Source organism: Janthinobacterium sp. CG3 (assembly GCF_000344615.1).
Classification (GTDB): Bacteria; Pseudomonadota; Gammaproteobacteria; order Burkholderiales; family Burkholderiaceae_D; genus Janthinobacterium.
This window is the reverse complement of record NZ_KB467824.1, coordinates 1,044,757-1,068,521: the sequence shown is the minus strand read 5'-3', so window position 1 is coordinate 1,068,521 and position 23,765 is coordinate 1,044,757. Positions and strand designations below refer to the sequence as shown.

Here is a 23,765-nt window from a genome sequence, read left to right as displayed (position 1 = left end):
ATCAAGGCCAAGGAAAAGATCGTCTTGCAGGCCGGCCAATCGTCCGTCACCCTGGAGGGCGGCGACATCACCTTCGCCTGCCCGGGCAGCTTCACCGTCAAGGGCGGCCAGCATGTGTTCGCGGGTGGAGCCAGCAAGGCGGCCCCTGCCGGGAAACTTCCGGACACGAGATTTCACCCGTTTGATGAGTATTTTCATATTGAAGACGAAGCGACCGGCGAAAAGCTTGCCGATATCCCCTACCGCATGCAGCGCTCATCGACCGGCGAGGAAATCATGGCAACAACAAACGGCGTCGGGAAAACGGAACTGGCCGGCACGGAACAAGCCAGCGACGTGCTAAAACTGTTTTACGCTGGCGACGACGAGGTACATCATGGCTGGAAATAACCCAAAAAAGACAGGTAAAGCGCCGCTCAAGGCTGCGCCGTCCACACCATCGGATCTGAAGAATGGCGTTGCCGTAAAAGCGTCGTTTGCAGTGTTGGCGAAATACGAAGTCAATGTGCGAGTGTTTCATCCAAACAAAAACTTCGAAAAACTCGGATTTCGTTTCCATGGTGATAACCGAGGATTTTCCCTCGGAGAAAGCTGGTTTTCAAAAAAAACCCCGAACGGACCGACGTCGCGCATTTGGCAACGCTACATTTTAGACATGAACTTACAGAATACCGGGGTTAAAACGAACGATCGAAATATAGGACTCGAGACCGAATCCAATTTCTCGGATTCTGGCCCCAGCGGGTGGAAAATTTTGAGCTACGACGGCGAAAAATACGAAAATAAGGCCTATAAACCACGAGGAACATTAAACGCAGCCCAGGTCGAAACGCCACACGGCGGGCAAAAAATTGTGCGACTTGTATCTCATATGGCGGGGGAAAATCATGCGTTCCTTACCTCAACGGTACAGCAGCGTGTTTTTAACACAACCGCAGTACCGACCTTGGACGCATTTAGTGAGGTTTTCATAAGGTTAGAACGAGTTGAACTTTATATGGATATCGTTTCGTTCACCTATGGTGATGGCTTCCCAAATTGTGAAAGTTTCATTAAAGATTCGTCAGGAAATAAACTATTCTTGGGATCTCATGTGCGGATAGGCTATCCTGCCACACACTTATGGAGAGAACAAAAACGTTTAATATGGGGCAATGCGATCCGTATTGAAATAGATAAGGACGGAAATTTTGGGGATAAATTATGGATATTTTCCCAGATATTAGGCGGCCCGCCGGACCTGCGAGATGAATATCCTATGATTGGTGACGATGAGGTATGCTCGGCTTCGACAAAAAAACCCATTACCATCAGCAGTCTTAATTTAATCAACGAAAACCGTGGTCGTTTTTTGTGGAATTGTGGGGACCCGGGAAAGATACTCGATGAGAAAGACGCGAGCAAACTACCTCTATATCTTTCCGCGTTTAACACCCCCCTTGAATTACTCCGAGGACTAATAGATGCATCTTGGAAAATGGGTCCGAAGAAGAAAACAACGCGTTCCGAATGGAATGACTATCACCTCCACCGGGACCCCAATGCTGGACGAGCTGAAGATGATCCAGAATACCAGATAAATGAAGAGAAATGGATAAAAATAGAAAACATCCGCAGTCAAAAAAAATCCACTACTTAACCTGGATTTTTCTAGCTGTTATATTCTTATTTGGATTAAACAAGCTATATAAGGAGATAACCATGCCACCGCCAATTGTTTATATCGTGCCGAATGATTTCATAGGCCCCGTCTTTGTTTTTTTTGGGCAAAAGGATGGCATCACTCCATCAGCGGATATTTTAGGTCGCTCAGTTTTGATTCCAAAAAATGGCGTAATAAAAATTAAGCAAGATGTTGGAGATGTTATCGCAAAACAGGAAGATGGAAAACAAAATATGTACTGGGTTGAAATTTCAAAATCCGGGATCCGAAAAAAGTTGATTTTAAATGACAACACACAGCAAGAAAAAAACGGGGATTTTTATGAAAATTATTATGACGAAAATGGATTACCTCACAAATATCCAGTTATAGAAAAAAATCATCCATTTTACTACTTCTCCGAATCACAGCGAAAAGAAAAAATGATTTTTGGACACGAAGGTTGTCAACACCAATTTCTTGAAAAGAATACCGAATCGACAGAAAAACCTCCCGCGTGCGCAAAATTCCTAGTCATATCGCCCAACCAATTTTTAACTATGCCTAGATGGATGTGGAATGGAATCAACCACCCCTACTCTTCAATTAGCGAATTTGAAGAGACGGCGAACGAACGCGTACTAATGAAAGAAAATTTTTACCAGAGCGAGTAACATAATTGAAAGCGACGCGGGGAATACAAGGTTTACAATCGGAATGGTCAGTGACGGTACCGTTTTCATGGACAACTATTCTCTTGCGCATGCTGCAGGCACAGTCGATTTTGATCTACGTGCCGTCCGGCATGCGCGACCTGAAACTTGAACTTGTCGCCGTCACCTCCTGAGAACCGCCATGACCACTACCCCCCTCCCTGATCGCCGGCCCGTACACCCAGAGCGCCTATAGCGCCGCGCTGGCCGCCGGCCCCGGCACCGCAGAGATGGCCAAACTGCCCGACACCAGGGTGAAGCTGTTTGACGTAGCCTTTGTGCTGCGCGACCCGAATGGCTACATGATGTCTGCCATACCGTATAGCGCACCTCGTTATACACAAGTCCGGACCAACGCCCAACCGGTTTGAAAACGCGTTTACATTCAATAACTTAACGCGCCCCTTGTAAACTTGCCATTATTCAGGTTTACTCTCGTCTTTTGCGTGGACGAATTGGCGACAGCATCAGCACCTTGGACCGAGACGGAATTTGAACAACTCGACTTGGGAACACGGGAGCAGGCGCGCCGATCGGCGAGCTGACATTCGCGATGGCGGCGCGGCACGGGGTGAAGGCGCGCACGGTGCGCCAGCACCTGCGGGCACGCTCGGTGACGCTGCCTGCGGGCAAAGGNAAGAGCGTCCTCGCCACGTGCGTGATCGCGCGCGAGATCGATGCGCCGGACGGCGTCAAGCCGATCGAATGGCGCTTGCTGACCAACCGCGCGGCCGCCACGCCCGCAGCGCTCGTCGAGCTGATCGACTGGTACCGCGCGCGCTGGGAAATCGAGATGCTGTTCGACGTGCTCAAGAACGCCTGCCGGGTCGAGGCGCTGCAAATGGGTTCGATCACGCAGCTTGAACGGGCCCTGGCGCTGTTCATGGTGGTGGCTTGGCGCATTGCGCGTTTGATGCGCTTGGGCCGGACCTGTCCGGACCTGGACGCGGAACTGTTCTTCGATCCGGATGAGATTCAAGCGGCCTATTTGCTGCGCAAAAAGACGCCACCGAACAAGCCACGCCTGAACGACGTTCTGCGCCAAGTCGCCTGCGTCGGCGGCTTCCTCGCTCGCAAGAGCGATGGCGAGCCCGGCGTCAAGACGATCTGGCTTGGATTGAAGGATGTTCACGTGGCGGCGGAAACGATACGCACCCTACGCGAAATGGGGGCGCTCAAGAGTTGTGTATAACGAGGTGCCTTGGAATACAGTACATGAATTACTCCACAGTAAAACGACACTTTAAGTGTGAGGATAAAATGCCAACCACATTGGAAATAACAGGAAAGCCCGAATTTACCTCGCCTGGCTACTGGCCTTGGAGCAAACGTTGAATCAAAACAAAAAAATTATGTCCTTTATAAAAATTATCGGGCTGTGCACACCACTGTTACTAAGTGGATGCGGAGAAAATAGTAAACCAAAAATTTCGACCGAAATTTCCGCTTTACAAAAACTGGTTCATATCTCAACACCTATAAAAAGCGTGCAGTGGGAGGAATTCTGCTGGCCTTGCGATGACAGTCTCCTTCCCAGCAACCCGGAATTTATAGCCTTAGTCGCAGAGTTTGAGCCTTCCGACCCGAAGTGGTTTCCAGCAACCAAGGAACCTATCAAGGAAACCTATATTGTTCGCGGGTCTGGAAAAACATGGATGTCTGATCCAGTCAAAAAAATTCTGGCGGCGGATTCTGTCGATTCCAGCAAATCCAACTGTACGCGCTACCAATCAAAATTAATAGCAACTGGCAAACCCGTTGAAGGTTTCATTTGCGAGTCAGGTGGTCGTGGGCTCCTTTATCTAATTCTCGCCGATTACTCCGAGAAAACTTGACATGAACGACAGTCCGCCGGCAGTAAAGCCTGCAACAGAACAATAAGAATGGATTCCTTTCCTCCTTTATTCATCACGCGGGAGCACGCGCCAAGCCACCCAACTTAAGAGCTGCTCTAACCGGATGTTGAAAAAGGCTCGAATACCTTCGGGCTTTATCGATGATCACATCAGCTTGTAAGCGGGAAAAGTGAAGACCGTCTGCGCCCGTACCCTGGCCAAACCGACGAAGCGACCCTTGCGCAGCTACCGACAGTCTTGCTCCGGGCGAAGATCTGCTCGACCAGTTTGCGCTTCTTCAGGCCGGCGGCATAGCCCACCTCGTTATACACAACTCTTGAGCGCCCCCATTTCGCGTAGGGTGCGTATCGTTTCCGCCGCCACGTGAACATCCTTCAATCCAAGCCAGATCGTCTTGACGCCGGGCTCGCCATCGCTCTTGCGAGCGAGGAAGCCGCCGACGCAGGCGACTTGGCGCAGAACGTCGTTCAGGCGTGGCTTGTTCGGTGGCGTCTTTTTGCGCAGCAAATAGGCCGCTTGAATCTCATCCGGATCGAAGAACAGTTCCGCGTCCAGGTCCGGACAGGTCCGGCCCAAGCGCATCAAACGCGCAATGCGCCAAGCCACCACCATGAACAGCGCCAGGGCCCGTTCAAGCTGCGTGATCGAACCCANTTGCAGCGCCTCGACCCGGCAGGCGTTCTTGAGCACGTCGAACAGCATCTCGATTTCCCAGCGCGCGCGGTACCAGTCGATCAGCTCGACGAGCGCTGCGGGCGTGGCGGCCGCGCGGTTNGTCAGCAAGCGCCATTCGATCGGCTTGACGCCGTCCGGCGCATCGATCTCGCGCGCGATCACGCACGTGGCGAGGACGCTCTTNCCTTTGCCCGCAGGCAGCGTCACCGAGCGTGCCCACAGGTGCTGGCGCACCGTGCGCGCCTTCACCCCGTGCCGCGCCGCCATCGCGAATGTCAGCTCGCCGATCGGCGCGCCTGCTCCCGTGTGCCNCCACAGCCTGTCGCCGTCGGGAAGGCAGCGGTTGTGCTTAGCGCGCACCAGCCAGTCGGCCGGCGCGCCCAGTTCTTGCGCGCGCAGCATCAGCGGCACCAGATCGGCCTCGCGGTCGGCGACATAGACCAAGCGTGTGGCTGGCAACTGCGCGGCCATCTCGGCGATCCGTTCGTAGCCTTCGATCCAGCGCAGGCTTTCCTTCGGCCCGCCGCGCGCACCGGTCTTGTCCTTCTTTTCACGCGCCCACATCCACGCGTCGACGATGCCCAGCGGCTCGCGCGAGGGCGTGACCGCATACGTCGGGTGCAGGTACATGCCGCGCTGGGCTTCATAGCTCAAGGGACCGAGGCCGAACGCGCCTTGGCCATTGAAATCGAGTTCGGTCGTGTCCTGCAAGCACAGCACCACCGGCAGCGCGGCCATGCGTTGCTGTGTCTGCTGCCAATGCGGCGCCATAATCGCCTGCCAGTCCACGCTGTCGTTGTCGAAGAAGCGGTAGGCCGCTATCGTCTCGCCCCAGCCTTGGCAGGCCTTCGGCACGCTCGCCGTCGGGTCAGCCGCAAATCGTTCCATCAAGATCCTCGCTCGTTTGTTCAGGCGCGCATCGCCCAAGTCGAGTTGTTCAAATTCCGTCTCGGTCCAAGGTGCTGATGCTGTCGCCAATTCGTCCACGCAAAAGACGAGAGTAAACCTGAATAATGGCAAGTTTACAAGGGGCGCGTTAGTTTATTGAATGTAAACGTGTTTTCAAACCGGCTGGGCGTTGGTCCGGACTTGTGTATAACGAGGTGGGCATAGCCCGCGTGGCGCGTCGTACGCCCGTCGATGGCGCTGTTCTTTTTTTTGTACCGTCGAGCGTGAAATGCTTGTCCGAAACGAGACACCCGGTGGCGCCGAGCCGCGCTTCCACGGCGGGCACGCCCGTGACGCGACGACGCCACCGGCGCCACCGACGACGTCACGGCGCAGCACCGGGGGCAGCCGAACGCGGTCGGCATCAACTCCTGGGCCCCGGCGCAACTGCTCGCGCCGGCGGCGCCACCTGGCCGCCGCCAGCGACGTCTTCCGCCTGACCCAGCACGCCGGCTACGCCGACGGCGCCTCCTCAGGTTCGAGGAAAATAAGGAATACTGACTTTCTCCATCAGTGGCTAGGGCGACGCAACTGGACACGTTACATTGCGAATGATTAGTGTTTATAGCGACCAATTTGGCAGCATGATTTTTAAGGCATGCTAAACGGCTGCGCCGTTCATTGGAAACGCAAACCGTACGAGACTCATCCAAACCGTGGCGGCGCCGTTCGGCACTAACCCTGGCGAGCACACAGACGTAGTACTTATCCTGATATCTCCCGGAAGTCAATGAACGTTCCGCATCAAGCTTGACGCCCTGAGGACACTACGCGGCTATTTGAAGATTTACAACAACAGCATTCCGCAGCGCGCATTAAACCATATAATACCGATTCAGGCACTCAAAGTCTGGCAGGCAAAAAATCCTGAATCGTTCGTTAATCATGTGTATAACTAAGCGGGTCTTGACATGTAGATCGCTCGTTTTTCATTAGAAATTGTACAAACAGATAGAAGAACACATGAGAATTTTTTTATTAATCACACTGCCATCTATTGTTAATCCGAAAATAAATGATGAATAAAAAGAAATTTAAGAAATATTTTATATGCCTATGTGTATCATTATTGCTAAATGGATGCGGAATGAAAGAACCAAAAGCTTCGACCGAAATTTTCGAACTGAATAAACTGGTTCAGGTTTCAATACCGATGAAATCTGTACAATGGGAAATATTGATGTGGCCTTACGACGACGGCTTTCTTCCCAGTAGCACCGAATTAATAACCTTAGTTGCCGAGTTTGAGCCGTCCGATCCGAAATGGTTCGGCACGGCAAAAGAGCCCATCAAACCACACCGTCTTGCGCCGGAAGCTGGACGGGCTTGGATGTCTCCCCAGTTTAAGACATTGCTAGCGGCGGAATACCTTGATACTACCAAATATAACTGCACGGGCTACAATTCAAAACTTATAAAGAGTGGCGATCCGATTGATGGCTTCGTCTGTGAATCCGGTGGCCGCGGGTTTCTTTACCTGCGGCTTGCCGATTACTCACCGCAAGTTGAACCTGCCTCCAACGTTACCCCGGCGCCGCCTGAAACCAAGCAAATAAAAATCACCGAGAAATGAGTTCGGAATGATGAATTCTGTAACAACCCATACAATGAAGATGATGAGGTTTTCCAACAACCACGCGTTGGCGGACCTGGCGCGCGTGGGACGGCCCGGCCTACGCGGCTCCCGCCGTGGCAATGAAGGCGTGGAACTGCTCGGCCGATAACGGCCGGCTCAGCAGGTAGCCCTGGTAGGCGCCGCAACCGTGGCTGAGCAGGAAGTCGCGCTGGGCCTCGGTTTCGACGCCCTCGGCCATGACCGACAACCCCAGGCTCTGCCCCAGCGCGACGATGGTGCGCACAATGGCGGCGTCGTTCGGGTCGGTCAGAACGTCGGCGACAAACGACTGGTCGATTTTGAGCTGCTCCAACGGCAGTCGCTTCAGGTAGCTCAGCGAAGAGTAGCCGGTGCCGAAGTCGTCCAGCGAGAAACCGACGCCCCTGCCCTTTAGCGCCACCATTTTGGCGATCGTGACCTCGACGTCGTCGACCAGCAGGCTTTCGGTCAGCTCGAGTTTGAGCAGCGCCGGGTCGGCGCCGCTGCTCGCCAGCACCGCCAGCACGTCCGCGACGAAATCCGGATGGCGCAGCTGGCGCGCGCTGACGTTGACGGCCACGCTGAGCCGCGCCGTCGCCGGCCACTCCGACCACGCCACCAGTTGCGCGCACGCCGTCTCCAGCACCCACTGGCCAAGCGCCAGGATCAAGCCGGTTTCCTCGGCCAGCGGAATGAACGCGGCCGGCGAAACCACGCCGCGCTGCGGATGGCGCCAGCGCACCAGCGCCTCGGCGCCGGTGATGCGGCCGCCCTCGCCCAGCTGCGGCTGGTAGTGCAGGTAGAACTCGTCCCGCTGCAGCCCCTGGCGCAGGTCGGCCTCCAGCGCCACGCGGGCGTGCACCGCCACCTGCATCTGCGGGTCGAAGAAGCGCAGCGTGTTGCGCCCGGCCGCCTTGGCCTGGTACATCGCCAGGTCCGCGCGCTTGAGCAACTCGCCAACGTCGCCGTCGTGCTCGAACAGTGTGGCGCCAATGCTGCAACTGCTATGGTGCGCGCCACCCTTGAGCAGGTACGGCTGGTTTAACGCCAGCAGCAGGCGCTCGCCGATGGTGGTGGTCTGGGCCGCCGCCACCACCCGGTCCCGGCTCAGCTCTTCCACCATGACGACGAATTCGTCGCCGCCAAAGCGCGCCACGGTATCGCTGTCGTAGACCGCCGCCTGCAGCCGCGACGCCACTTGCTGCAGCAGCAGGTCGCCCTGGTCGTGGCCGAGGGTGTCGTTGAGCGTTTTGAAGTTGTCCAGGTCGATAAACAGCAGCGCGCCGGTGCGGCGGGCGCGGCCGCTGACCGCCATCGCGTGTAGCAGCCGGTCCAGCATCAGGCGCCGGTTCGGCAGCCCGGTCAACGCGTCGTAGAACGCCAGGTACTGGATTTCCCGTTCGGCCGCCTTACGCTCGGTGATGTCGGTGTCGATCGACATGATGGCCTTGGGCCGGCCGTCGTCCTCGCTGACCAGGGTCCAGCGCACCTCCACCGTCAGCGCGCTGCCGTCCTTGCCGCGGCGGGTCACTTCGCCGCTCCATTCGCCGCTGCGCAGCACGATGGCGGTGGCGGCCTCGAGGGCGTCCTCGTCGTCGTCGAGCAAGGCGTCGACCGAGCGGCCCAGCACCTCGTCCTGCGACCACCCATACAGGCGCTGCGCGCTCTTGTTCCAATACAGCACGCGCTGGTCGACGCTGCGCACGATGATGGCGTCGCGCGCCTGGTCCAGCAGCGAGGCCTGGTCGCGCATGTGCGCCTGGATGCGGCGTTGCGCGTCGCGCACGCGGATGTTGCCGACGCCGAAGGCGAGGTTGTCGGCCAGCTCGCCGAGCAGCCCGATTTCGCGCGCCGGGTCGCCGAACGGTTCGCCGGAATACAGCGCCAGCAGGCCGAAGCAGCGCTGCCCGTCGCGCAGCGGCAAGTACGCCGCGGCCCGGTAGCCCGCCGCCAGCGCGACCTTGACCCATGGCTGGCAGGCGTCCAATTGTTCCAGATGCTCCAGCAGCAGCGGCGCGGCGGCGCGCACCACCCGCCCGGCCGGGCATTCACCCGGCCCGGCGGCGGCGTCGGACCAGCTCAGCGTTATGCTGCGCAGATAATCCAGGTCGTCCTCGCCGGCGTGCGCTTCCACGCTGATGCTGCGCGCGGCGTCGTCGTTGGCGTAGCCGACCCAGGCCATGCGGTAGCCGCCGACGTCGACGGCGATGCGGCAGATGCGCTCGACCAGCGCCGCTTCGTTGCCCTCGCGGATCAAGGCCTCGTTGCAGCGGCTGAGCAGTTGTAACGCGCGGTTCGAGCGCACCAGCGCCAGCTCGGCGTGCTTGCGCGCCGAGATGTCGCGAAAATGCACCGCCAGCCCCTCGTCGGACGGATAGGCGTGGCCCTCCAGCCAGCGCGCCAGCGGCGCGTAGTATTCGACGAACTCGACCGCGCAATTGTCGCGCAGCGCCCGGTGGTATGCGCCATACGAAACGCCGCCGACGGCCTCCCGGAACTCTTCCCACGCCACCTTGCCAAGCAGTTCACCGCGACTGCGCTGCAGCAGCAGCTCGGCCTGCCGGTTCAGATAGGTGAAGCGCCACGCGTGGTCGAACGTGAAAAAGGCGTCGGTGATGCTTTCGAGCGTGGTGGTCAGGCGCGCGGCGAGGCGGTTGGCGCGCTCCTCGGCGCGCTTCTGGCCGCTGATGTCCTGCATCGCGCCGCGCACCCGCGTGATGACGCCGCCGTCGCCGCGCACGGCCTGGCCGAGCGCGCGCACCCACAGCCGGCGGCCGCCGGCGCTGACCACCTCTAGCTCCTCGTCGTAGGGCAGCCCCACTTGCGCGCAGCCCTCGAAGGCGGCGCGCAGCCGGGCGCGCGACTCCGGTACGCACAGGCCCATCGCCTGCTCGAAGCTGGGCGGTGGCCCCGGCGCCATATCAAACAGCGCGTAGATTTCCTCGGACCAGACCACCTGCCGCGAGGGCAGCTCCACTTCCCAGCCGCCCAGGTGGGCGATGCGCCCGGCGATGTGCACCAGCGCCTCGTTCTGGCGCAGCGTGCGCTCGCCGAGCTTGGATTCGGTGACGTCGTGCAGCGAGCCGGCGAGCAGGCGCTGGCCGCGCGCGTCCGTCTCCAAGCGGCCGCGCGCGTACAGGTGGCGCTGCTCGCCGTCCGGGCGCACGATGCGGTGCTCGTGGTTCAGCGCGGCGCCGCCGCGCAGTACGTCGGCGAACGCCTGGGCCAGGTCCGCGCGGTCGTCGGCGTGGACAAAGGCCAGGAAATCGTCGAGCGTGCGCGGAAAGCGCGACGGCGCGAGCGCCAGGATGCGACCGGCCTCGTCGGACCAGTGCTGGAAGGCGCCGGACGCCCGCATCTGCCAGTGGCCAAGGTAAAAGACCGGCTCGCCCTGCGGCAGTGAGGCCGCCGGCGGGCCTTGGGTGGAAAGATCCGACGATGCCATGGCGGGATTCGACCTCAGATGTTGAACAAGTTGGTTGAACGCTGAAATTGATTCCTTCCCAGTGTAGCAACTTCCCGTTTGCCGCACACGACATTCTCGCGGCATTGGCCGTTTACCAACGTCAACAACGGGACGCCGCCAGGCCGTCAAAACATTACCGGGAAATAATTTGTATTGCAAACATTTGTAAGCAATTGTAACTGCGCCGGATGCGCCGGGATCGCAGGCGTAAGGTAATACGCGTTTGCATTAATTACCACAATGCTTTTTTGCGCACGTCGGACGCCTCGCCGCGGCGCGCAAATCCACGCCGAAGCGCAGGTCCCGGGGCACGTTGCAATGAAGGAAAAATCATGCTGACTGCCACCTATGCCCTGATGACCCTGTCGATCGAACAAAAAAGGGAGCGCAATTTCATCTCGCGCTTTCGCCACTACCTGCAGGTGAACGCCGGCGCGCCCCAGAAGATGGACCCGGTGCGGCTGGCCAACCAGCTCGACGAACTGACCCGTTTCGCCGAAATGCGCCACCAGCGCAAAGTCGAAGGCTGCCTGATGCCGGCCTTGCGCCAGGCGACCCACGACGCCGACACGCTGCTGGCGGACTTGGAGACGCTCAACCGGATCGGCCGCCACACGCTGGGCTCGGCGCGGCGGCGCCTGCGCTTGGCCTTTGCCGAGAGCGCGACGCATGTCAAGATGCTGTGTTTTACCCTGGAGCGCTACTGCGAGAACTTGCTGGAGCGCCTGGCGAAGGAAGAGCAGGAATTGCTGCCGCTGGCGCAGCGCGTCATCTCCAGCGAGCAATGGTTCGCCATCGGCACCACGTTCCTGTCGTACGACGCGGCGCAAAACGAGCGCCGGCGCAAATCCACGCTGCCGCGGCTGCGCTGGCACTCGCGCCCGCCGGCGTCGTAAGCGGCCGCGTAGCGCTTATTCAAGCCGCCTGCAACTCCGCATACAGCGCCAGAAATTCCTGGCTCATCTTATGGCGCGCGTCCAGATGCACCATGGGCAGGTTGCGGTCGTGCGACTCGCGTATCCTCACCGAGCTGGACAGCTTGTTCTCGAACACCGGCAAGCCCTCCGCCTTGAGTTCGTCGACCAGGCGCTGCGGCAGGCGCGCGCGCGGCTGGAACTGGTTCACCACGATGCCTTCGATTTCCAGCCGCGGATTATGGTCGGCCTTGATCTCGGCGACATTGGCGACCAGGGTGTAGAGCGCCTGGCGCGAAAAATCGTCGCAGTCGAACGGAATCAGGCAACGGTCGGCCGCGATCAGCGCCGACTGGGTGAAGAAATTGTAGGCCGGCGGTGTATCGACGAAAATTTCGTCATAATCATTGGCCAGTTCGTTGAGGGTGTCGCGCAGCTTGTAGATCTTGTGGCGCGACTCGAGTTTCGATTGCAACTCGCCAATTTCCGGGTGCGCCACCATGATCGACAGGTTCTCGAACGGCGTCGCGTGGACGAAGCTGGCCGCCGCCTTCGGGAACATCGTAAACGCCAGCATCTGCTCGAAATACGCCGCCATGGTCGGCGCCGTCTCGCGCGCCGCGTCGCCCAGCAGGTAGCGGCTCGAATTGCACTGCGGATCAATATCGATCAAAAGCGTCCTTTTCCCCTGGTGCGCCGCGATGGCGGCGAGGTTCACGGCGATGGTCGATTTGCCGACCCCGCCCTTTTGATTGAAGATCACACGTTTCATGGCATTCCAAGAAGATGATTGATTGCACGATTCTAGCAGAGTGCTGCGGTGCAGCAACGCGCTGCACCGTTCGCCAGATGTAAAAAGTGCAATATCACAACAGCAATGCGCCGGCCGAGCCGTGTTTCCAACGCTCCGGCGCGCCGGAACGGGCGCCGGCGCCCTATTCGAGCATGTTCAGCTTGAGCTGGCGCGACAACTCGGTGCGCAACAGCACGTCCGGCGGCGGCGCATGGTGGGTGCCGCTCATTTCCAGTCCCACCGCCAGGGCCAGGTCCATGCTCGACAGGTGCCCCAGGAACCAGCGCGGCAGGAAGCGCACGACGTCGCGCCCGGCCGCCGTCTCCCCTTGCAGCACGTCCGACTCGGCGTAACGCAAGCCGGCCATGACCCGCGCGTGCTGTTCGGCATGCTGGCGCCGGCCCGGAAAGCGGATTTTCTCCATCAGTCCCTCTTCCTCCCGGAAGTCTTGCTCGAGCGTGTCGATCAGGTCCAGGTAGGCCGCCGCGAATTGCTCGTCCGGCGCCGCGTCCAGGCGTTCGATCTGCCCAAGCAGGGCGCGGTGCGCCCGGTCCATCGCCGGCACCCCCAAGGCCATGTCTTCCGACCATCTGACTGTCTGCATTGCATCCCCCTTTTTTGCTTCCGTCTGGTTGCCGGCGCCGCTGCGCCGGCGCCAACATCCCCCAGTGTGGGCGTTGGCGCGTCCGAAATCCTTGATTGAAGTCAAAAATGGGGAAGCGAACTGAGGAACTTCAAAAGCGGCATCGCGATCCACCGCGTTTTTCTCCTCCTTGAGCGAGATCAAAGAATATCGGGCGCGGGCGACCACACTGGACTGGCACTGGCTACGGGACTGGCACGCGCCGTTTACTTCATTAGCAAACGTTGCCGTACGCAATCTTCGGCGCTGCCTTACAATAAAGGTGAACCGAGCCTTAACCTACAGGAGCCACCCATTGCATACGCCAGCCTTCATTGCATCGACCCGCTTCAACGATCCGCGCCTGGCGCTGGAACAGGTTCAAGCCATTTACCGCAGCAGCATCGAGCACCTGCGCGACGCGCTGCAGCGTTTCGTCGGCGGCGAGGACCTGAACGGGCGCACGCGCGCCTGCTATCCCTTCGTGCGCATCCAAACCGACACCGTGGCGCGCGCCGACTCGCGCCTGGCGTACGGCTTCGTGGCCGGCCCGGGCGTCTTTGAAACCACCGTCACGCGCCCCGACCTGTTCGCCGACTACTACTTGCAGCAGTTCACGCTGCTGCTGAAGAACCACAGCCGCGACCAGAACGTGCAACTGGAAGTGGGGGTGAGCGCGCAACCGATCCCGGTGCACTTCTCGTTCGCCGAGCACGACCACATCGAGGGCAATATGTCTCCCGAGCGGCGGCTGGCGATGCGCGACATGTTCGACCTGCCGGACCTGGCGGCGATGGACGACGGCATCGCCAACGGCACCATGGAAATCGCACCGGGCGCGGCCCAGCCGCTGGCGCTGTTCACGGCGCCGCGGGTCGACTACTCGCTGCAACGCCTGCGCCACTACAGCGGCACCGCGCCGCAGCACTTCCAGAACTACATCCTGTTTACCAACTACCAGTTTTACATCGACGAATTCGTGCGCCTGGGGCACGAGATGATGGGCCGGCCGCTCGATCCGCTGGCCGAAAGCGAGGACGACGGCTACATCGCCTTCGTCGAGCCGGGCAACGTCACCACGCGGCGCGCCGGTTGCGCCGCCGACCCCGAGGACGCCTTCGGCGCGGCGCCGCCGCGGCTGCCGCAGATGCCGGCCTACCACCTGGTGCGCGCCGACGGCAGCGGCATCACGATGGTCAACATCGGCGTCGGCCCGGCCAACGCCAAAACCATCACCGACCACATCGCCGTGCTGCGCCCGCACGCCTGGCTCATGTTGGGCCACTGCGCCGGCCTGCGCAACACCCAGAACCTGGGCGACTACGTGCTGGCCCACGCCTACGTGCGCGAAGACCACGTGCTCGACGAGGATTTGCCGCTGTGGGTGCCGATCCCGCCGCTGGCCGAGGTGCAGCAGGCGCTGGAGGCGGCCGTGGCCGAGGTGACGCAGCTGACCGGTTACGATTTGAAGCGCATCATGCGCACCGGCACCGTGGCCAGCACCGACAACCGCAACTGGGAATTGCTGCCGCATCGCACGCCGGAGCGGCGCTTCAGCCAGAGCCGGGCGATTGCGCTGGATATGGAAAGCGCGACCATCGCCGCCAACGGTTTCCGCTTCAGGGTGCCGTACGGCACGCTGCTGTGCGTCAGCGACAAGCCGCTGCACGGCGAGATCAAGCTGCCGGGCATGGCCAACCACTTCTACCGCGAGCGCGTCGACCAGCATTTGCGCATTGGGATCCGGGCGCTGGCGCTGCTGCGCCAGCAAGGCATCGACCAGCTGCACAGCCGTAAGCTGCGCAGCTTCGCCGAGGTGGCGTTTCAGTAGCAGTTCGGTGGCGGAATAAAAAACCAAGGGCGTCAAACCGGGGTCGGACCTGAAGCTCCGACCCCGGTTTGACGCCCTTGGTGTCATTTGGCGCCGTCGGCGCCTTGATGCCGTTACGACTTGATGTTGAAGGCGTCGCGGCCGGCGTACGAGGTGGCGATGCCCAGTTCTTCTTCGATGCGCAGCAACTGGTTGTACTTGGCCATGCGGTCCGAACGCGACATCGAGCCGGTTTTGATTTGCAGCGCGTTGGTGCCGACGGCGATATCGGCGATGGTCGAGTCTTCCGTCTCGCCGGAGCGGTGCGAAATGACGGCGGTGTAACCGGCGCGCTTGGCCATTTCAATCGCGGCGAAGGTTTCGGTCAAGGTGCCGATCTGGTTGATCTTGATCAGGATCGAGTTGGCGATGCCCTTCTGGATGCCCTCTTTCAGGATCGTCGTGTTGGTCACGAACAGGTCGTCGCCGACCAGTTGCACCTTCTTGCCCAGCGCTTCGGTCAGAATCGCCCAGCCTTCCCAGTCGCCTTCGGCCATCGCGTCTTCGATCGAGATGATCGGGTACTTGTCGCACCAGCTCGCCAACAACTCGGTGAAGCCGGTTGCCGTCAGGCTCAGGCCCTCGCCTTCCAGTTCATACTTGCCGTTCTTGTAGAACTCGCTGGCGGCGCAGTCCAGGCCCAGCGCGATTTGCGTGCCCGGCTGGTAGCCGGCTTCCTCGATCGCCTGGATGATCAGCTTGATGGCTTCCTCGTGGCTGGCCACCGACGGCGCGAAACCGCCCTCGTCGCCGACCGCCGTGGTCAAACCCTTTTTCTGCAAGATCTTCTTGAGCGTGTGGAACACCTCGGCGCCGTAGCGAATCGCCTCCTTGAAGGTGGGCGCGCCGACCGGGATAATCATGAACTCTTGAATATCGAGGTTGTTGTCGGCGTGCGCGCCACCGTTGATGACGTTCATCATCGGCACAGGCATGCGCATCTCGGCGGAGCCGCCGAAATAGCGGTACAAGGGCAGGCCGGCTTCCTGCGCGGCCGCCTTGGCGACGGCCATCGACACGGCCAGCATGGCGTTGGCGCCCAGGTTGCTCTTGTTGTCGGTGTTGTCCAGGTCGATCAGCATGCGGTCCAGGAAAGCTTGTTCGTGCGCTTCCAGGCCGGTGACGACGTCGGCGATGACGGTGTTAATGTTTTCAACGGCCTTCAGCACGCCCTTGCCGAAATAGCGCTTCGGGTCGCCGTCGCGCAGCTCGATCGCTTCGCGCGAACCGGTCGACGCGCCCGAGGGCACGGCCGCCCGGCCGGTGGCGCCGGATTCGAGCAACACGTCGCATTCCACGGTCGGATTGCCGCGCGAATCGATGATTTCACGGCCGGTCACTTCTACGATAACGCTCATTGTTCTGTACTCCAGTGTAATTCGTTGATTATATGGTTGCTTCTTTTTTAGGCCGGATCACGCCTTGCCAATCCGGCCCACGGTACTCATATGCGGCGGCACTTTAACTCAGTGCTGGCCGATCTTCGTAATTTTAAGCGAATTGGTGCCGCCCACCTGGCCCATCGGCTCGCCCCAGGTCATGACGACGGTGTCGCCGCGCTCGACCAGGCGGTGTTCCAGCAGCAGGTCTTCGGCCGCTTTCAGCACCGCGTCGCGGTCGTTCGATTGGATCAGGTTCAGCGTGCTGACGTTGCGATACAGCGCCAGCTTGCGCTGGGTCGACACGCTTTGGGTCAGCGCGACGATCGGCACGTCGATATGGTGGCGGCTCATCCACAGCGCCGTGGAACCGGACTCGGTCAGCGTGGCGATCGCTTTCACGCGCAAATGGTGCGCCGTGAACAGCGCGCCGTAGGCGATCGACTGGTCGATGCGGGTAAACGTCATGTTCAGGAAGTCGGCGTCGAGCTTGCAGCTGTCCCATTTTTCCGCGTCCAGGCAGATCGCGGCCATCGCCTCCACCGTTTCAACCGGATACCGGCCGGACGCCGTTTCGGCCGAGGTCATGACGGCGTCGGTGCCGTCCAGCACGGCGTTGGCGACGTCGGACACTTCGGCGCGGGTCGGCACGGCGTTGACGATCATCGACTCCATCATTTGCGTGGCGGTGATGGCCAGCTTGTTGGACGCGCGCGCCATCTTGATCATGCGCTTTTGCAGCGCCGGCACGGCCGCGTTGCCCACTTCCACCGCCAAATCGCCGCGCGCGACCATGATGCCGTCGGACGCGTCGAGGATTTCCTGCAGCGCGGGAATCGCCTCGGCGCGCTCGATCTTGGCGATCATCAAAGGCTTGTGGTCGTACTGTTCGCCGGCGATGTTGGCCAGCTGGCGCGCCATCACCATGTCGGTGGCGTTTTTCGGGAAGGAAATGGCCAGGTAGTCGGCCTGGAAGCTCATCGCCGTCTTGATGTCTTCCATGTCTTTCGCCGTCAGCGCCGGCGCGGTCAGGCCGCCGCCCTGGCGGTTGATGCCCTTGTTGTTCGACAGCTCGCCGCCGATGCGCACGGTGCAGTGGATGGCGCTGCCGATGATCTTGTCGACGACCATCACGATCAAGCCGTCGTTGAGCAAGAGCACGTCGGCGTTCTTCAGGTCGCGCGGCAGTTCCTTGTAGTCGAGGCCGACGCGTTCCTGGTTGCCCAGTTCGCCGTTTTCGCCCCACTTGGCGTCGAGGATGAACTTGTCGCCGTTTTCCAGCTGGATCTTATTGTTTTCGAACTTGCCGACGCGGATCTTCGGACCCTGCATGTCGGCCATGATGGCCACTTCGCGGCCGCAATAGGCCGCCGCCTCGCGCACCATGGCGGCGCGGTCGATGTGGTCCTGCGCCTTGCCGTGCGAAAAGTTCAAGCGCACGACGTTGACGCCGGCCTTGAACATCTTGATGAGGGTTTGCAGGTCGTTGGACGCCGGTCCGACGGTGGCTACAATTTTTGTCGCGCGTTGCATAGGGCTTTGCATGGCTTTAGCGGCACGGGCCAGGGCTGGCGTGCCGTCCTTTCTGTAGGTGGTGGAGTGGCGGGTTTATTGCGCTGCCATCAAGGCAACGGTGGTGTCGAGCATGCGGTTCGAGAAACCCCATTCGTTGTCGTACCACGACGATACTTTCACCAGGCGGCCCGATACCTTGGTCAGCGTCGAATCGACGTTCGACGACGCCGGGTTGTGGTTGAAGTCGATCGACACCAGCGGCTCGGTCTGGTAGGTCAGAATGCCCTTCAGTTCGCCTTCCGAGGCGGCCTTCAGCAGCGCGTTGACTTCGTCGACGGTGGTGTCGCGCTTGGCGATGAACGACAGGTCGACCAGCGACACGTTGATGGTCGGCACGCGGATGGCGAAACCGTCCAGCTTGCCGTTCAATTCGGGCAGCACCAGGCCGACCGCGGCGGCGGCGCCGGTCTTGGTCGGGATCATGCTCATCGTCGCCGAACGGGCGCGGCGCAGGTCTTCGTGCATCACGTCGGACAGCACCTGGTCGTTGGTGTAGGCGTGGATGGTGGTCATCAGGCCGGTTTCGATGCCGATGGCGTCGTTGAGCGGCTTGACCAGCGGCGCCAGGCAGTTGGTGGTGCAGGAGGCGTTCGAGATGACGGTGTCGGACGCTTTCAACACGGCGTGGTTGACGCCGTAGACGATGGTGGCGTCGACGTCCTTGCCGCCCGGCGCTGAAATGATGACTTTCTTGGCGCCGCCGACCAGATGGGCCGAGGCCTTTTCCTTGGTGGTGAAAAAACCGGTGCACTCGAGCACGACGTCCACGCCCAGCTCGCCCCACGGGATTTCCGCCGGGTTGCGCTGCGCGAACACGCGGATGCGGTCGCCGTTGACGATCATGTTGTCGCCTTCGACCGCGACGGTGCCGGGGAACTTGCCGTGCGCCGTGTCGTAGCGCGTCAGGTGGGCGTTCGACTTGGCGTCGCCCAGGTCGTTGATGGCGACGATCTGGATGTCCTGCCGCTTGCCGCCTTCGTAGAATGCGCGCAAGACATTGCGGCCGATGCGGCCATAACCGTTGATTGCAACTTTGATCGTCATGCTGTCTCCTAGATATTTATTGTTAAGGCGCTGATACGCCGCTGGCTTTCATTGCATTGCTAACTACTAGCCGCTGTTGCGCAGGCCGGCGGCGATGCCGTTGATCGACAAATGGATGCCGGTGCGGGCCTTGTCGTCCTGGCGCCCGTCGCGGAAGCGCTGCAGCAACTCGACCTGCAAGTGGTTCAGCGGGTCGATGTAGGGGAAGCGGTGGCGGATCGAGCGCTGCATCAGCGGATTGGCCTGCTGCAGTTCCTCTTGCCCGGTGATGAGCTTGAGCGCGTCCAGCGTGCGCGTGTGCTCGGCGCGGATGCGCTCGAAAATCGCTACGCGCAGCGCCGCGTCCTTGACCAGCGCCGCGTACTTGCCGGCGATGGCAATGTCGCTCTTGGCCAACACCATGTCCATGTTCGACAGCAGCGAGGTGAAGAACGGCCAGTCGCGGTACATTTCGCGCAGCAGCGCCGGGCCGTCGGCCGGATGCGCCGCCAGGTAATGCCGCACCGCCGAACCGAAGCCGTACCAGCCCGGCAGCATCAGCCGGCACTGGGCCCAACTGAGCACCCAGGGAATGGCCCGCAGGTCCTCGATCGACGTCGATTTCTTGCGCGAGGCCGGGCGGCTGCCGATGTTCAGCGCGGCGATCTCGGCGATGACGGTCGACTCCCAGAAATATTTCTCGAAGCCGTCGGTCTCGTACACCAGCGAACGGTAGGCGCGCAGCGCTTCGCCCGACAATTCCTCCATCGCGCCCAGGTAGGCGCCGCTCGGCTCGGGCCGCTGCGGATGCAGCAGGCTCGCTTCGATCGTCGCGGCGGCCAGCACCTCCAGGTTGCGCCGGCCCACTTCCGGGTTGGCGTACTTGGCGGTGATGACTTCGCCCTGCTCGGTCAGGCGGATCTGGCCCTGCACGGCGCCGGCCGGCTGCGCCAGGATCGCCTCGTAGCTCGGCCCGCCGCCGCGGCCGACGGAGCCGCCGCGGCCGTGGAACAGGCGCAATTGAATGCGGTGTTGCTTGAACACCGACACCAGGTCGATTTCGGCCTTGTAAAGTTCCCAGCCGGAGGTCAGGAAGCCGCCGTCCTTGTTGCTGTCCGAATAGCCCAGCATGACTTCCTGCTGGTTGCCGCGCGACTCCAGCAGGCGCCGGTACAAGGGCAAGCCGAAGGCGCGCGCCATGATGTCCGGACCGGCGCGCAAGTCGTCGATGGTTTCAAACAGGGGAATGATGTTGACGTCGAGGGTGCCGTCCTGCTGGCTCAGCAAGCCCACTTCCTTCAGCAGCAAGGCCACCTCAAGCAAGTCGGAGACGCTGGCGGCCTTCGAAATGATGCAGTTCGGCACCGATTCGGGGCCGTATGTGCGGTGCGCTTCCTTGATCGCGCGGAAGATGTCCAGCTCGGACAGCGTTTCCTCGGAATACGTCTGGTATGGGGACACCAGCAGGCGCGGCGAACCCAGCTCGGACAGCAGCAGCTCGACGCGCTGGTCTTCCGACAAGCCCTGGTAGGCCAGGCCCGGGCGCACGCTGGCGAACAGCTCGCCGATGACGCGCTCGTGCACGTCGGAGTTCTGGCGCAGGTCGAGCGGCGCCAGGCTGAAGCCGAACACCTTGACGGCGCGGCGGATCTGCCGCAGGCGGCCGCGGGCCAGCGTGCGCAGGCCGTTGTGGACCAGCGACTGGTGGACGACGTCTAGTTCGGCCAGCAACTCGGCGGCCGACGCGTACGGCGCCTCGGCGGCGTTGGCGCCGGCTGCGCGCGGCGCATCGGCGCCGGCCGCCATGCCGGCGCGGGTCGCCTCGACGCGGGCGTGGATGCCGTAGATGGCGCGACGGTACGGCTCGTCGAGGCGGTGCGGCGACTGGTCGGCCGAGCGCTCGGCCAGTTGGCGCAGCGCGCCGGTGCAGGCGTTGAGCTTTTCGGCCAGCGACAGTTGCGAGGCCAGCTTGTGCAGTTCGCCCAGGTAGAAGTCGAGCGCCTTGTCGGATTGGCGTTGCAGCGTGCTGCGCAGCACCGCGGCGGTGACGAAGGGATTGCCGTCGCGGTCGCCGCCGATCCAGCTGCCGACCTTCATAAAGGTCGGCAATTCGGTGTCGACCCAGCGCTCGTCCCGCTGCGCCAACATGGTCTCCAGCGACGAGTACATCTGCGGCAATTCGGTCAAAATCGTGTGGTCGAAGAAGGACAGGCCGTTTTCCACCTCGTCCATCACCGACAGCTTGGTGTTGCGCAACAGGCGGGTTTGCCACAGCGTCATAATGCCGCGGCTGAGCGCCTCCTCGTTGTGGGCGGCCTCCTCCGGCGTCATCTGGTAGCGGTCGCGCTCGTTCAACAGGCGCGCGATCGACATTTGGCAATTCAGAATGCTCTTGCGCTGCACTTCGGTCGGATGGGCGGTAAACACCGGGCCGACGTAGGCGTCGTCGAAAAAGCCGAGCAGGGCGTCGCCCTGGTCGGCGGCGTACACCTTGCCGACCGCGTTCGCCAGGCTGCCCTGGCGCGGCTTGGAGCCGGCGATCAAATGGGCGCGGGTGCGGCGGATGTGGTGTTGGTCTTCGGCAATATTGGCCAGCAGCGAGAAGTAGCTGAAGGCGCGGATCAGTTGCGTGCTTTCCTCTTGCGACAGCGCCTGTAACGAATCGGCCAGTTGGCCGCGGGCCTGCTCGTCGTTGTCGCGCCGGAAACGAATCGCCAGTTGGCGCACGTTTTCAATGCGCTCGTAAGCCACCTCGCCCAGATGGCTGCGGATCGCATCGCCAAGCAGGCGACCCAGTTGCCGGATATCGCCGCTCAGCAGCTCGTCTTTCACTTCGTCTATAGATTGCATATCTACCACTTTGAAGGGCCCGGTCCGAAGCCGCGCGCCGCCAGTCTGACGGCGCGTCGTGCCCCCGGCGCCGACGCCCGGTTTAAAAGCTCACACGGCCGCAAGGCGCAAAAATCGGAGACACCGGACAGAATGATTTTTACAGCCACGCGACACACTATGATTCATATTTGTAGGATATTTACATCGAAAAGCCGCAAGCTCCGTGGCCGCCGTACCCGCTTTACCCGGTTTGAGCGGCCATATGGCGCTCAAAGCAGGCTGGTCAGCTACGTTAATGTAAATTTACTACGTATTTTAGGTAAAAGCAACCAGCTTCCGTAATGATTCCGACAAAAACCATACGCGCGGCGTGATGCTGCCTGCCCGGCGGTGGTGAATGCCGCGGCGTTGGCCCGGCCGGCGCCGCTATGTGCCCTAGCGAACGGTGAAGTGATTCCTTTAGCGCTATCGTGGCTTTGTTCTCTCCACAATATCGCATCCCTAGAGGAAAAAAAATGAACGTCATCATCACCCTCATCGTCTACCTCGTGGTATTCGGGCTCATCTGGTGGCTCATCAGCATGCTGCCCCTGCCCGCGCCGGTAGGCCAAATCGTCCGCGTGCTCTTCATTATCTTGTTGATCTTGATCGTCTTGTCGGTGTTCGGCATTATTCCAGGCGGCTATCTGCCGCGTCTGAACCTGTAGCGTACGCCCGGCGCGTAGCAACAAGCCCGGCCTTCGCGCCGGGTTTTTTTCGTCGGCGACCCGGCAAGCAAGCCCCTGTGTGGGCCGGCGAACGGAACATGGACGTGGAACGGCTAGCATGAAGCCATACAACCAACCGCGCGAGGCGCTCCATGATGCCCTTTCCCTCCCCCGTGACGCCGTCCGGCGTTGCCGCGGCGGCTCCCTTGCCGCCGACTGCGCCGCTCGGTCCGAACGCCGCCGCCGCGTCCGTGGCGCCGGCCGTGGTGGAATCGAGCACCGTCGAATTGTCCCGGCTCGGCCTGTTCATGTCGTCGCTGGCGCTGGCGCGCAAACGTTTGGCCGACCAGCGCGTGGCCACCGCCGCCGATGCCGAAGCGGCGGGCCAGGAACTGGCGCAGGCGTTCAACGTGTTGCGCGCCGGCGGCGTCGAGGCCAGCCGTACGCCGGCCGACGTTTTGCTGGAGGAACGGTTGCTGCACACCTTCACCCAGCCCGACAACGACTCGGCGGCCGCCTTCTTTACCTTGCCGCAGCCTATACCGAGCGTTGCGCCCACGCCCGCCGGCGTCGACGCGGCGCGCCTGCGCGTGGACGTGCAGGCGCTGCGCGCCGCCGCCGAGGCCGACCCGCGGCAAACGCTAGCGCGGCTAGAGCGCACCGCCGCGCAGTTTGCCGAGCTGGGCGCCGCACTCGCGCGGCCCGCCAGCGACATCGCCGCCGTTGTTAGCGCGTCCGTTGCCGCCGGCGGCGTCGTCAATATCCCCGACGACAGCGCGGCGGACGCCGTCCAGCTCCCGTCCGTCGAAGTGGCAGCGCCGCCGCGAACCGATATTGCCCAACGCGAGCGGGCCGCGGCGGCCGCGCCGGTCCCGGCGCCACCACCGGACATCGACCATGCCAAGCTGCTGGCGCGCGACCCCGCCGTCGCGGCCGCCCTCGCCGCCTACCACCTCAACCAAGGCCCGTTCAGAACCGCCACCAACATCGAGCCGGCGGCGCCAAGCCGCGCCAGGGTGCCAGCCGTCGCGCCGGTGCAGGCCGTTACCCCGGTTGCGGCAATCGGCGACGCCCGCAGCGACACGGGGCCGCGCACCTGACGCGGCGCCGCGTTGTAATCGCACTCCGACACCAACTTAGGCGGGTGCCGATTGCG

The 23,765-nt window shown here is 61.3% G+C and carries 17 protein-coding genes and 2 pseudogenes; 11 read left to right on the top strand and 8 right to left on the bottom strand.

Going from position 1 to position 23,765, the window contains the following annotated elements:
- The 5 genes and pseudogenes from JANGC3_RS33515 to JANGC3_RS32335 form a co-directional block, all read left to right on the top strand.
- The coding region (locus tag JANGC3_RS33515; RefSeq protein ID WP_026132555.1) for a DUF2345 domain-containing protein at window positions 1-390 on the top strand (390 nt) is incomplete at its 5' end.
- Complete coding sequence (locus JANGC3_RS32345; protein ID WP_157406453.1) at window positions 377-1,639, top strand: hypothetical protein; 1,263 nt, start codon at window positions 377-379, stop codon at window positions 1,637-1,639. The genes JANGC3_RS33515 and JANGC3_RS32345, both read left to right, overlap by 14 nt.
- 62 nt (window positions 1,640-1,701) lie before the next feature.
- Entirely contained in the window at window positions 1,702-2,316 is a 615-nt protein-coding gene (locus JANGC3_RS32340) for a hypothetical protein (RefSeq protein WP_198291986.1), read from the top strand.
- 550 nt (window positions 2,317-2,866) lie between these two features.
- A pseudogene (locus JANGC3_RS28390) lies at window positions 2,867-3,547 on the top strand (IS4 family transposase); the annotation flags it as partial.
- A 139-nt stretch (window positions 3,548-3,686) separates the two neighbouring features.
- Window positions 3,687-4,190, top strand: a complete 504-nt coding sequence (locus tag JANGC3_RS32335) for a hypothetical protein (RefSeq protein WP_157406451.1) — start codon at window positions 3,687-3,689, stop codon at window positions 4,188-4,190.
- Window positions 4,191-4,514: 324 nt separating this feature from the next.
- Here the strand turns inward: JANGC3_RS32335 and JANGC3_RS0104700 are convergent, their stop codons facing one another.
- Window positions 4,515-5,873, bottom strand: a complete 1,359-nt coding sequence (locus tag JANGC3_RS0104700) for an IS4 family transposase (protein ID WP_442905262.1) — start codon at window positions 5,871-5,873, stop codon at window positions 4,515-4,517.
- A gap of 725 nt (window positions 5,874-6,598) precedes the next feature.
- Between JANGC3_RS0104700 and JANGC3_RS33510 the strand changes: the two are divergent.
- A pseudogene (locus JANGC3_RS33510) lies at window positions 6,599-6,733 on the top strand (IS481 family transposase); the annotation flags it as partial.
- A gap of 188 nt (window positions 6,734-6,921) precedes the next feature.
- Complete coding sequence (locus JANGC3_RS32330; RefSeq protein ID WP_157406450.1) at window positions 6,922-7,407, top strand: hypothetical protein; 486 nt, start codon at window positions 6,922-6,924, stop codon at window positions 7,405-7,407.
- Between the two features lie 100 nt (window positions 7,408-7,507).
- On the opposite strand, the gene JANGC3_RS30600 is transcribed toward JANGC3_RS32330, so the two are convergent.
- On the bottom strand, window positions 7,508-10,873 hold the full coding sequence (locus JANGC3_RS30600) for an EAL domain-containing protein (RefSeq protein ID WP_198291985.1): 3,366 nt from the start codon (window positions 10,871-10,873) through the stop codon (window positions 7,508-7,510).
- 353 nt (window positions 10,874-11,226) lie between these two features.
- On the opposite strand from JANGC3_RS30600, the gene JANGC3_RS0104690 reads away from it, so the two are divergent.
- Window positions 11,227-11,790 (top strand): hemerythrin domain-containing protein, encoded by a 564-nt coding sequence (locus JANGC3_RS0104690; RefSeq protein ID WP_017875326.1) that lies wholly within the window; start codon window positions 11,227-11,229, stop codon window positions 11,788-11,790.
- Window positions 11,791-11,809: 19 nt separating this feature from the next.
- On the opposite strand, the gene JANGC3_RS0104685 is transcribed toward JANGC3_RS0104690, so the two are convergent.
- Together JANGC3_RS0104685 and JANGC3_RS28380 are read right to left on the bottom strand one after the other, a co-directional pair.
- Window positions 11,810-12,580, bottom strand: a complete 771-nt coding sequence (locus JANGC3_RS0104685; RefSeq protein ID WP_017875325.1) for a ParA family protein — start codon at window positions 12,578-12,580, stop codon at window positions 11,810-11,812.
- 163 nt (window positions 12,581-12,743) lie between these two features.
- Window positions 12,744-13,205 (bottom strand): bacteriohemerythrin, encoded by a 462-nt coding sequence (locus JANGC3_RS28380; RefSeq protein ID WP_081611756.1) that lies wholly within the window; start codon window positions 13,203-13,205, stop codon window positions 12,744-12,746.
- Between the two features lie 334 nt (window positions 13,206-13,539).
- Here JANGC3_RS28380 and JANGC3_RS0104675 point away from each other — a divergent pair, with 334 nt between their 5' ends.
- Complete coding sequence (locus tag JANGC3_RS0104675; protein WP_017875323.1) at window positions 13,540-15,054, top strand: AMP nucleosidase; 1,515 nt, start codon at window positions 13,540-13,542, stop codon at window positions 15,052-15,054.
- Between the two features lie 113 nt (window positions 15,055-15,167).
- On the opposite strand, the gene eno is transcribed toward JANGC3_RS0104675, so the two are convergent.
- From eno to ppc, 4 genes are all read right to left on the bottom strand, one after another.
- A complete protein-coding gene (eno, locus tag JANGC3_RS0104670) occupies window positions 15,168-16,451 on the bottom strand; it encodes a phosphopyruvate hydratase (RefSeq protein ID WP_017875322.1) in 1,284 nt (427 codons plus the stop codon).
- Window positions 16,452-16,559: 108 nt separating this feature from the next.
- Window positions 16,560-18,005 (bottom strand): pyruvate kinase, encoded by a 1,446-nt coding sequence (gene pyk, locus JANGC3_RS0104665; RefSeq protein ID WP_017875321.1) that lies wholly within the window; start codon window positions 18,003-18,005, stop codon window positions 16,560-16,562.
- Between the two features lie 75 nt (window positions 18,006-18,080).
- Complete coding sequence (gap, locus tag JANGC3_RS0104660) at window positions 18,081-19,091, bottom strand: type I glyceraldehyde-3-phosphate dehydrogenase (protein WP_017875320.1); 1,011 nt, start codon at window positions 19,089-19,091, stop codon at window positions 18,081-18,083.
- A 66-nt stretch (window positions 19,092-19,157) separates the two neighbouring features.
- Complete coding sequence (gene ppc / locus JANGC3_RS0104655; RefSeq protein WP_085945288.1) at window positions 19,158-21,920, bottom strand: phosphoenolpyruvate carboxylase; 2,763 nt, start codon at window positions 21,918-21,920, stop codon at window positions 19,158-19,160.
- Between the two features lie 497 nt (window positions 21,921-22,417).
- On the opposite strand from ppc, the gene JANGC3_RS0104650 reads away from it, so the two are divergent.
- Together JANGC3_RS0104650 and JANGC3_RS0104645 are read left to right on the top strand one after the other, a co-directional pair.
- A complete protein-coding gene (locus JANGC3_RS0104650; RefSeq protein WP_017875318.1) occupies window positions 22,418-22,609 on the top strand; it encodes a Thivi_2564 family membrane protein in 192 nt (63 codons plus the stop codon).
- 152 nt (window positions 22,610-22,761) lie between these two features.
- Window positions 22,762-23,709 (top strand): hypothetical protein, encoded by a 948-nt coding sequence (locus JANGC3_RS0104645; protein WP_157406449.1) that lies wholly within the window; start codon window positions 22,762-22,764, stop codon window positions 23,707-23,709.
- Window positions 23,710-23,765: the final 56 nt, after the last annotated feature.

Excerpts from the sequence above, each read along its gene's own strand:
- JANGC3_RS32345 (WP_157406453.1), top strand. The coding sequence starts at position 377 with ATGGCTGGAAATAACCCAAAAAAGACAGGTAAAGCGCCGCTCAAGGCT.
- JANGC3_RS32340 (WP_198291986.1), top strand. The coding sequence starts at position 1,702 with ATGCCACCGCCAATTGTTTATATCGTGCCGAATGATTTCATAGGCCCC.
- JANGC3_RS32330 (WP_157406450.1), top strand. The coding sequence starts at position 6,922 with ATGAAAGAACCAAAAGCTTCGACCGAAATTTTCGAACTGAATAAACTG.
- JANGC3_RS30600 (WP_198291985.1), bottom strand. The coding sequence starts at position 10,873 with ATGGCATCGTCGGATCTTTCCACCCAAGGCCCGCCGGCGGCCTCACTG.
- JANGC3_RS0104690 (WP_017875326.1), top strand. The coding sequence starts at position 11,227 with ATGCTGACTGCCACCTATGCCCTGATGACCCTGTCGATCGAACAAAAA.
- JANGC3_RS0104685 (WP_017875325.1), bottom strand. The coding sequence starts at position 12,580 with ATGAAACGTGTGATCTTCAATCAAAAGGGCGGGGTCGGCAAATCGACC.
- JANGC3_RS28380 (WP_081611756.1), bottom strand. The coding sequence starts at position 13,205 with ATGCAGACAGTCAGATGGTCGGAAGACATGGCCTTGGGGGTGCCGGCG.
- eno (WP_017875322.1), bottom strand. The coding sequence starts at position 16,451 with ATGAGCGTTATCGTAGAAGTGACCGGCCGTGAAATCATCGATTCGCGC.
- pyk (WP_017875321.1), bottom strand. The coding sequence starts at position 18,005 with ATGCAACGCGCGACAAAAATTGTAGCCACCGTCGGACCGGCGTCCAAC.
- gap (WP_017875320.1), bottom strand. The coding sequence starts at position 19,091 with ATGACGATCAAAGTTGCAATCAACGGTTATGGCCGCATCGGCCGCAAT.
- ppc (WP_085945288.1), bottom strand. The coding sequence starts at position 21,920 with ATGCAATCTATAGACGAAGTGAAAGACGAGCTGCTGAGCGGCGATATC.
- JANGC3_RS0104650 (WP_017875318.1), top strand. The coding sequence starts at position 22,418 with ATGAACGTCATCATCACCCTCATCGTCTACCTCGTGGTATTCGGGCTC.
- JANGC3_RS0104645 (WP_157406449.1), top strand. The coding sequence starts at position 22,762 with ATGATGCCCTTTCCCTCCCCCGTGACGCCGTCCGGCGTTGCCGCGGCG.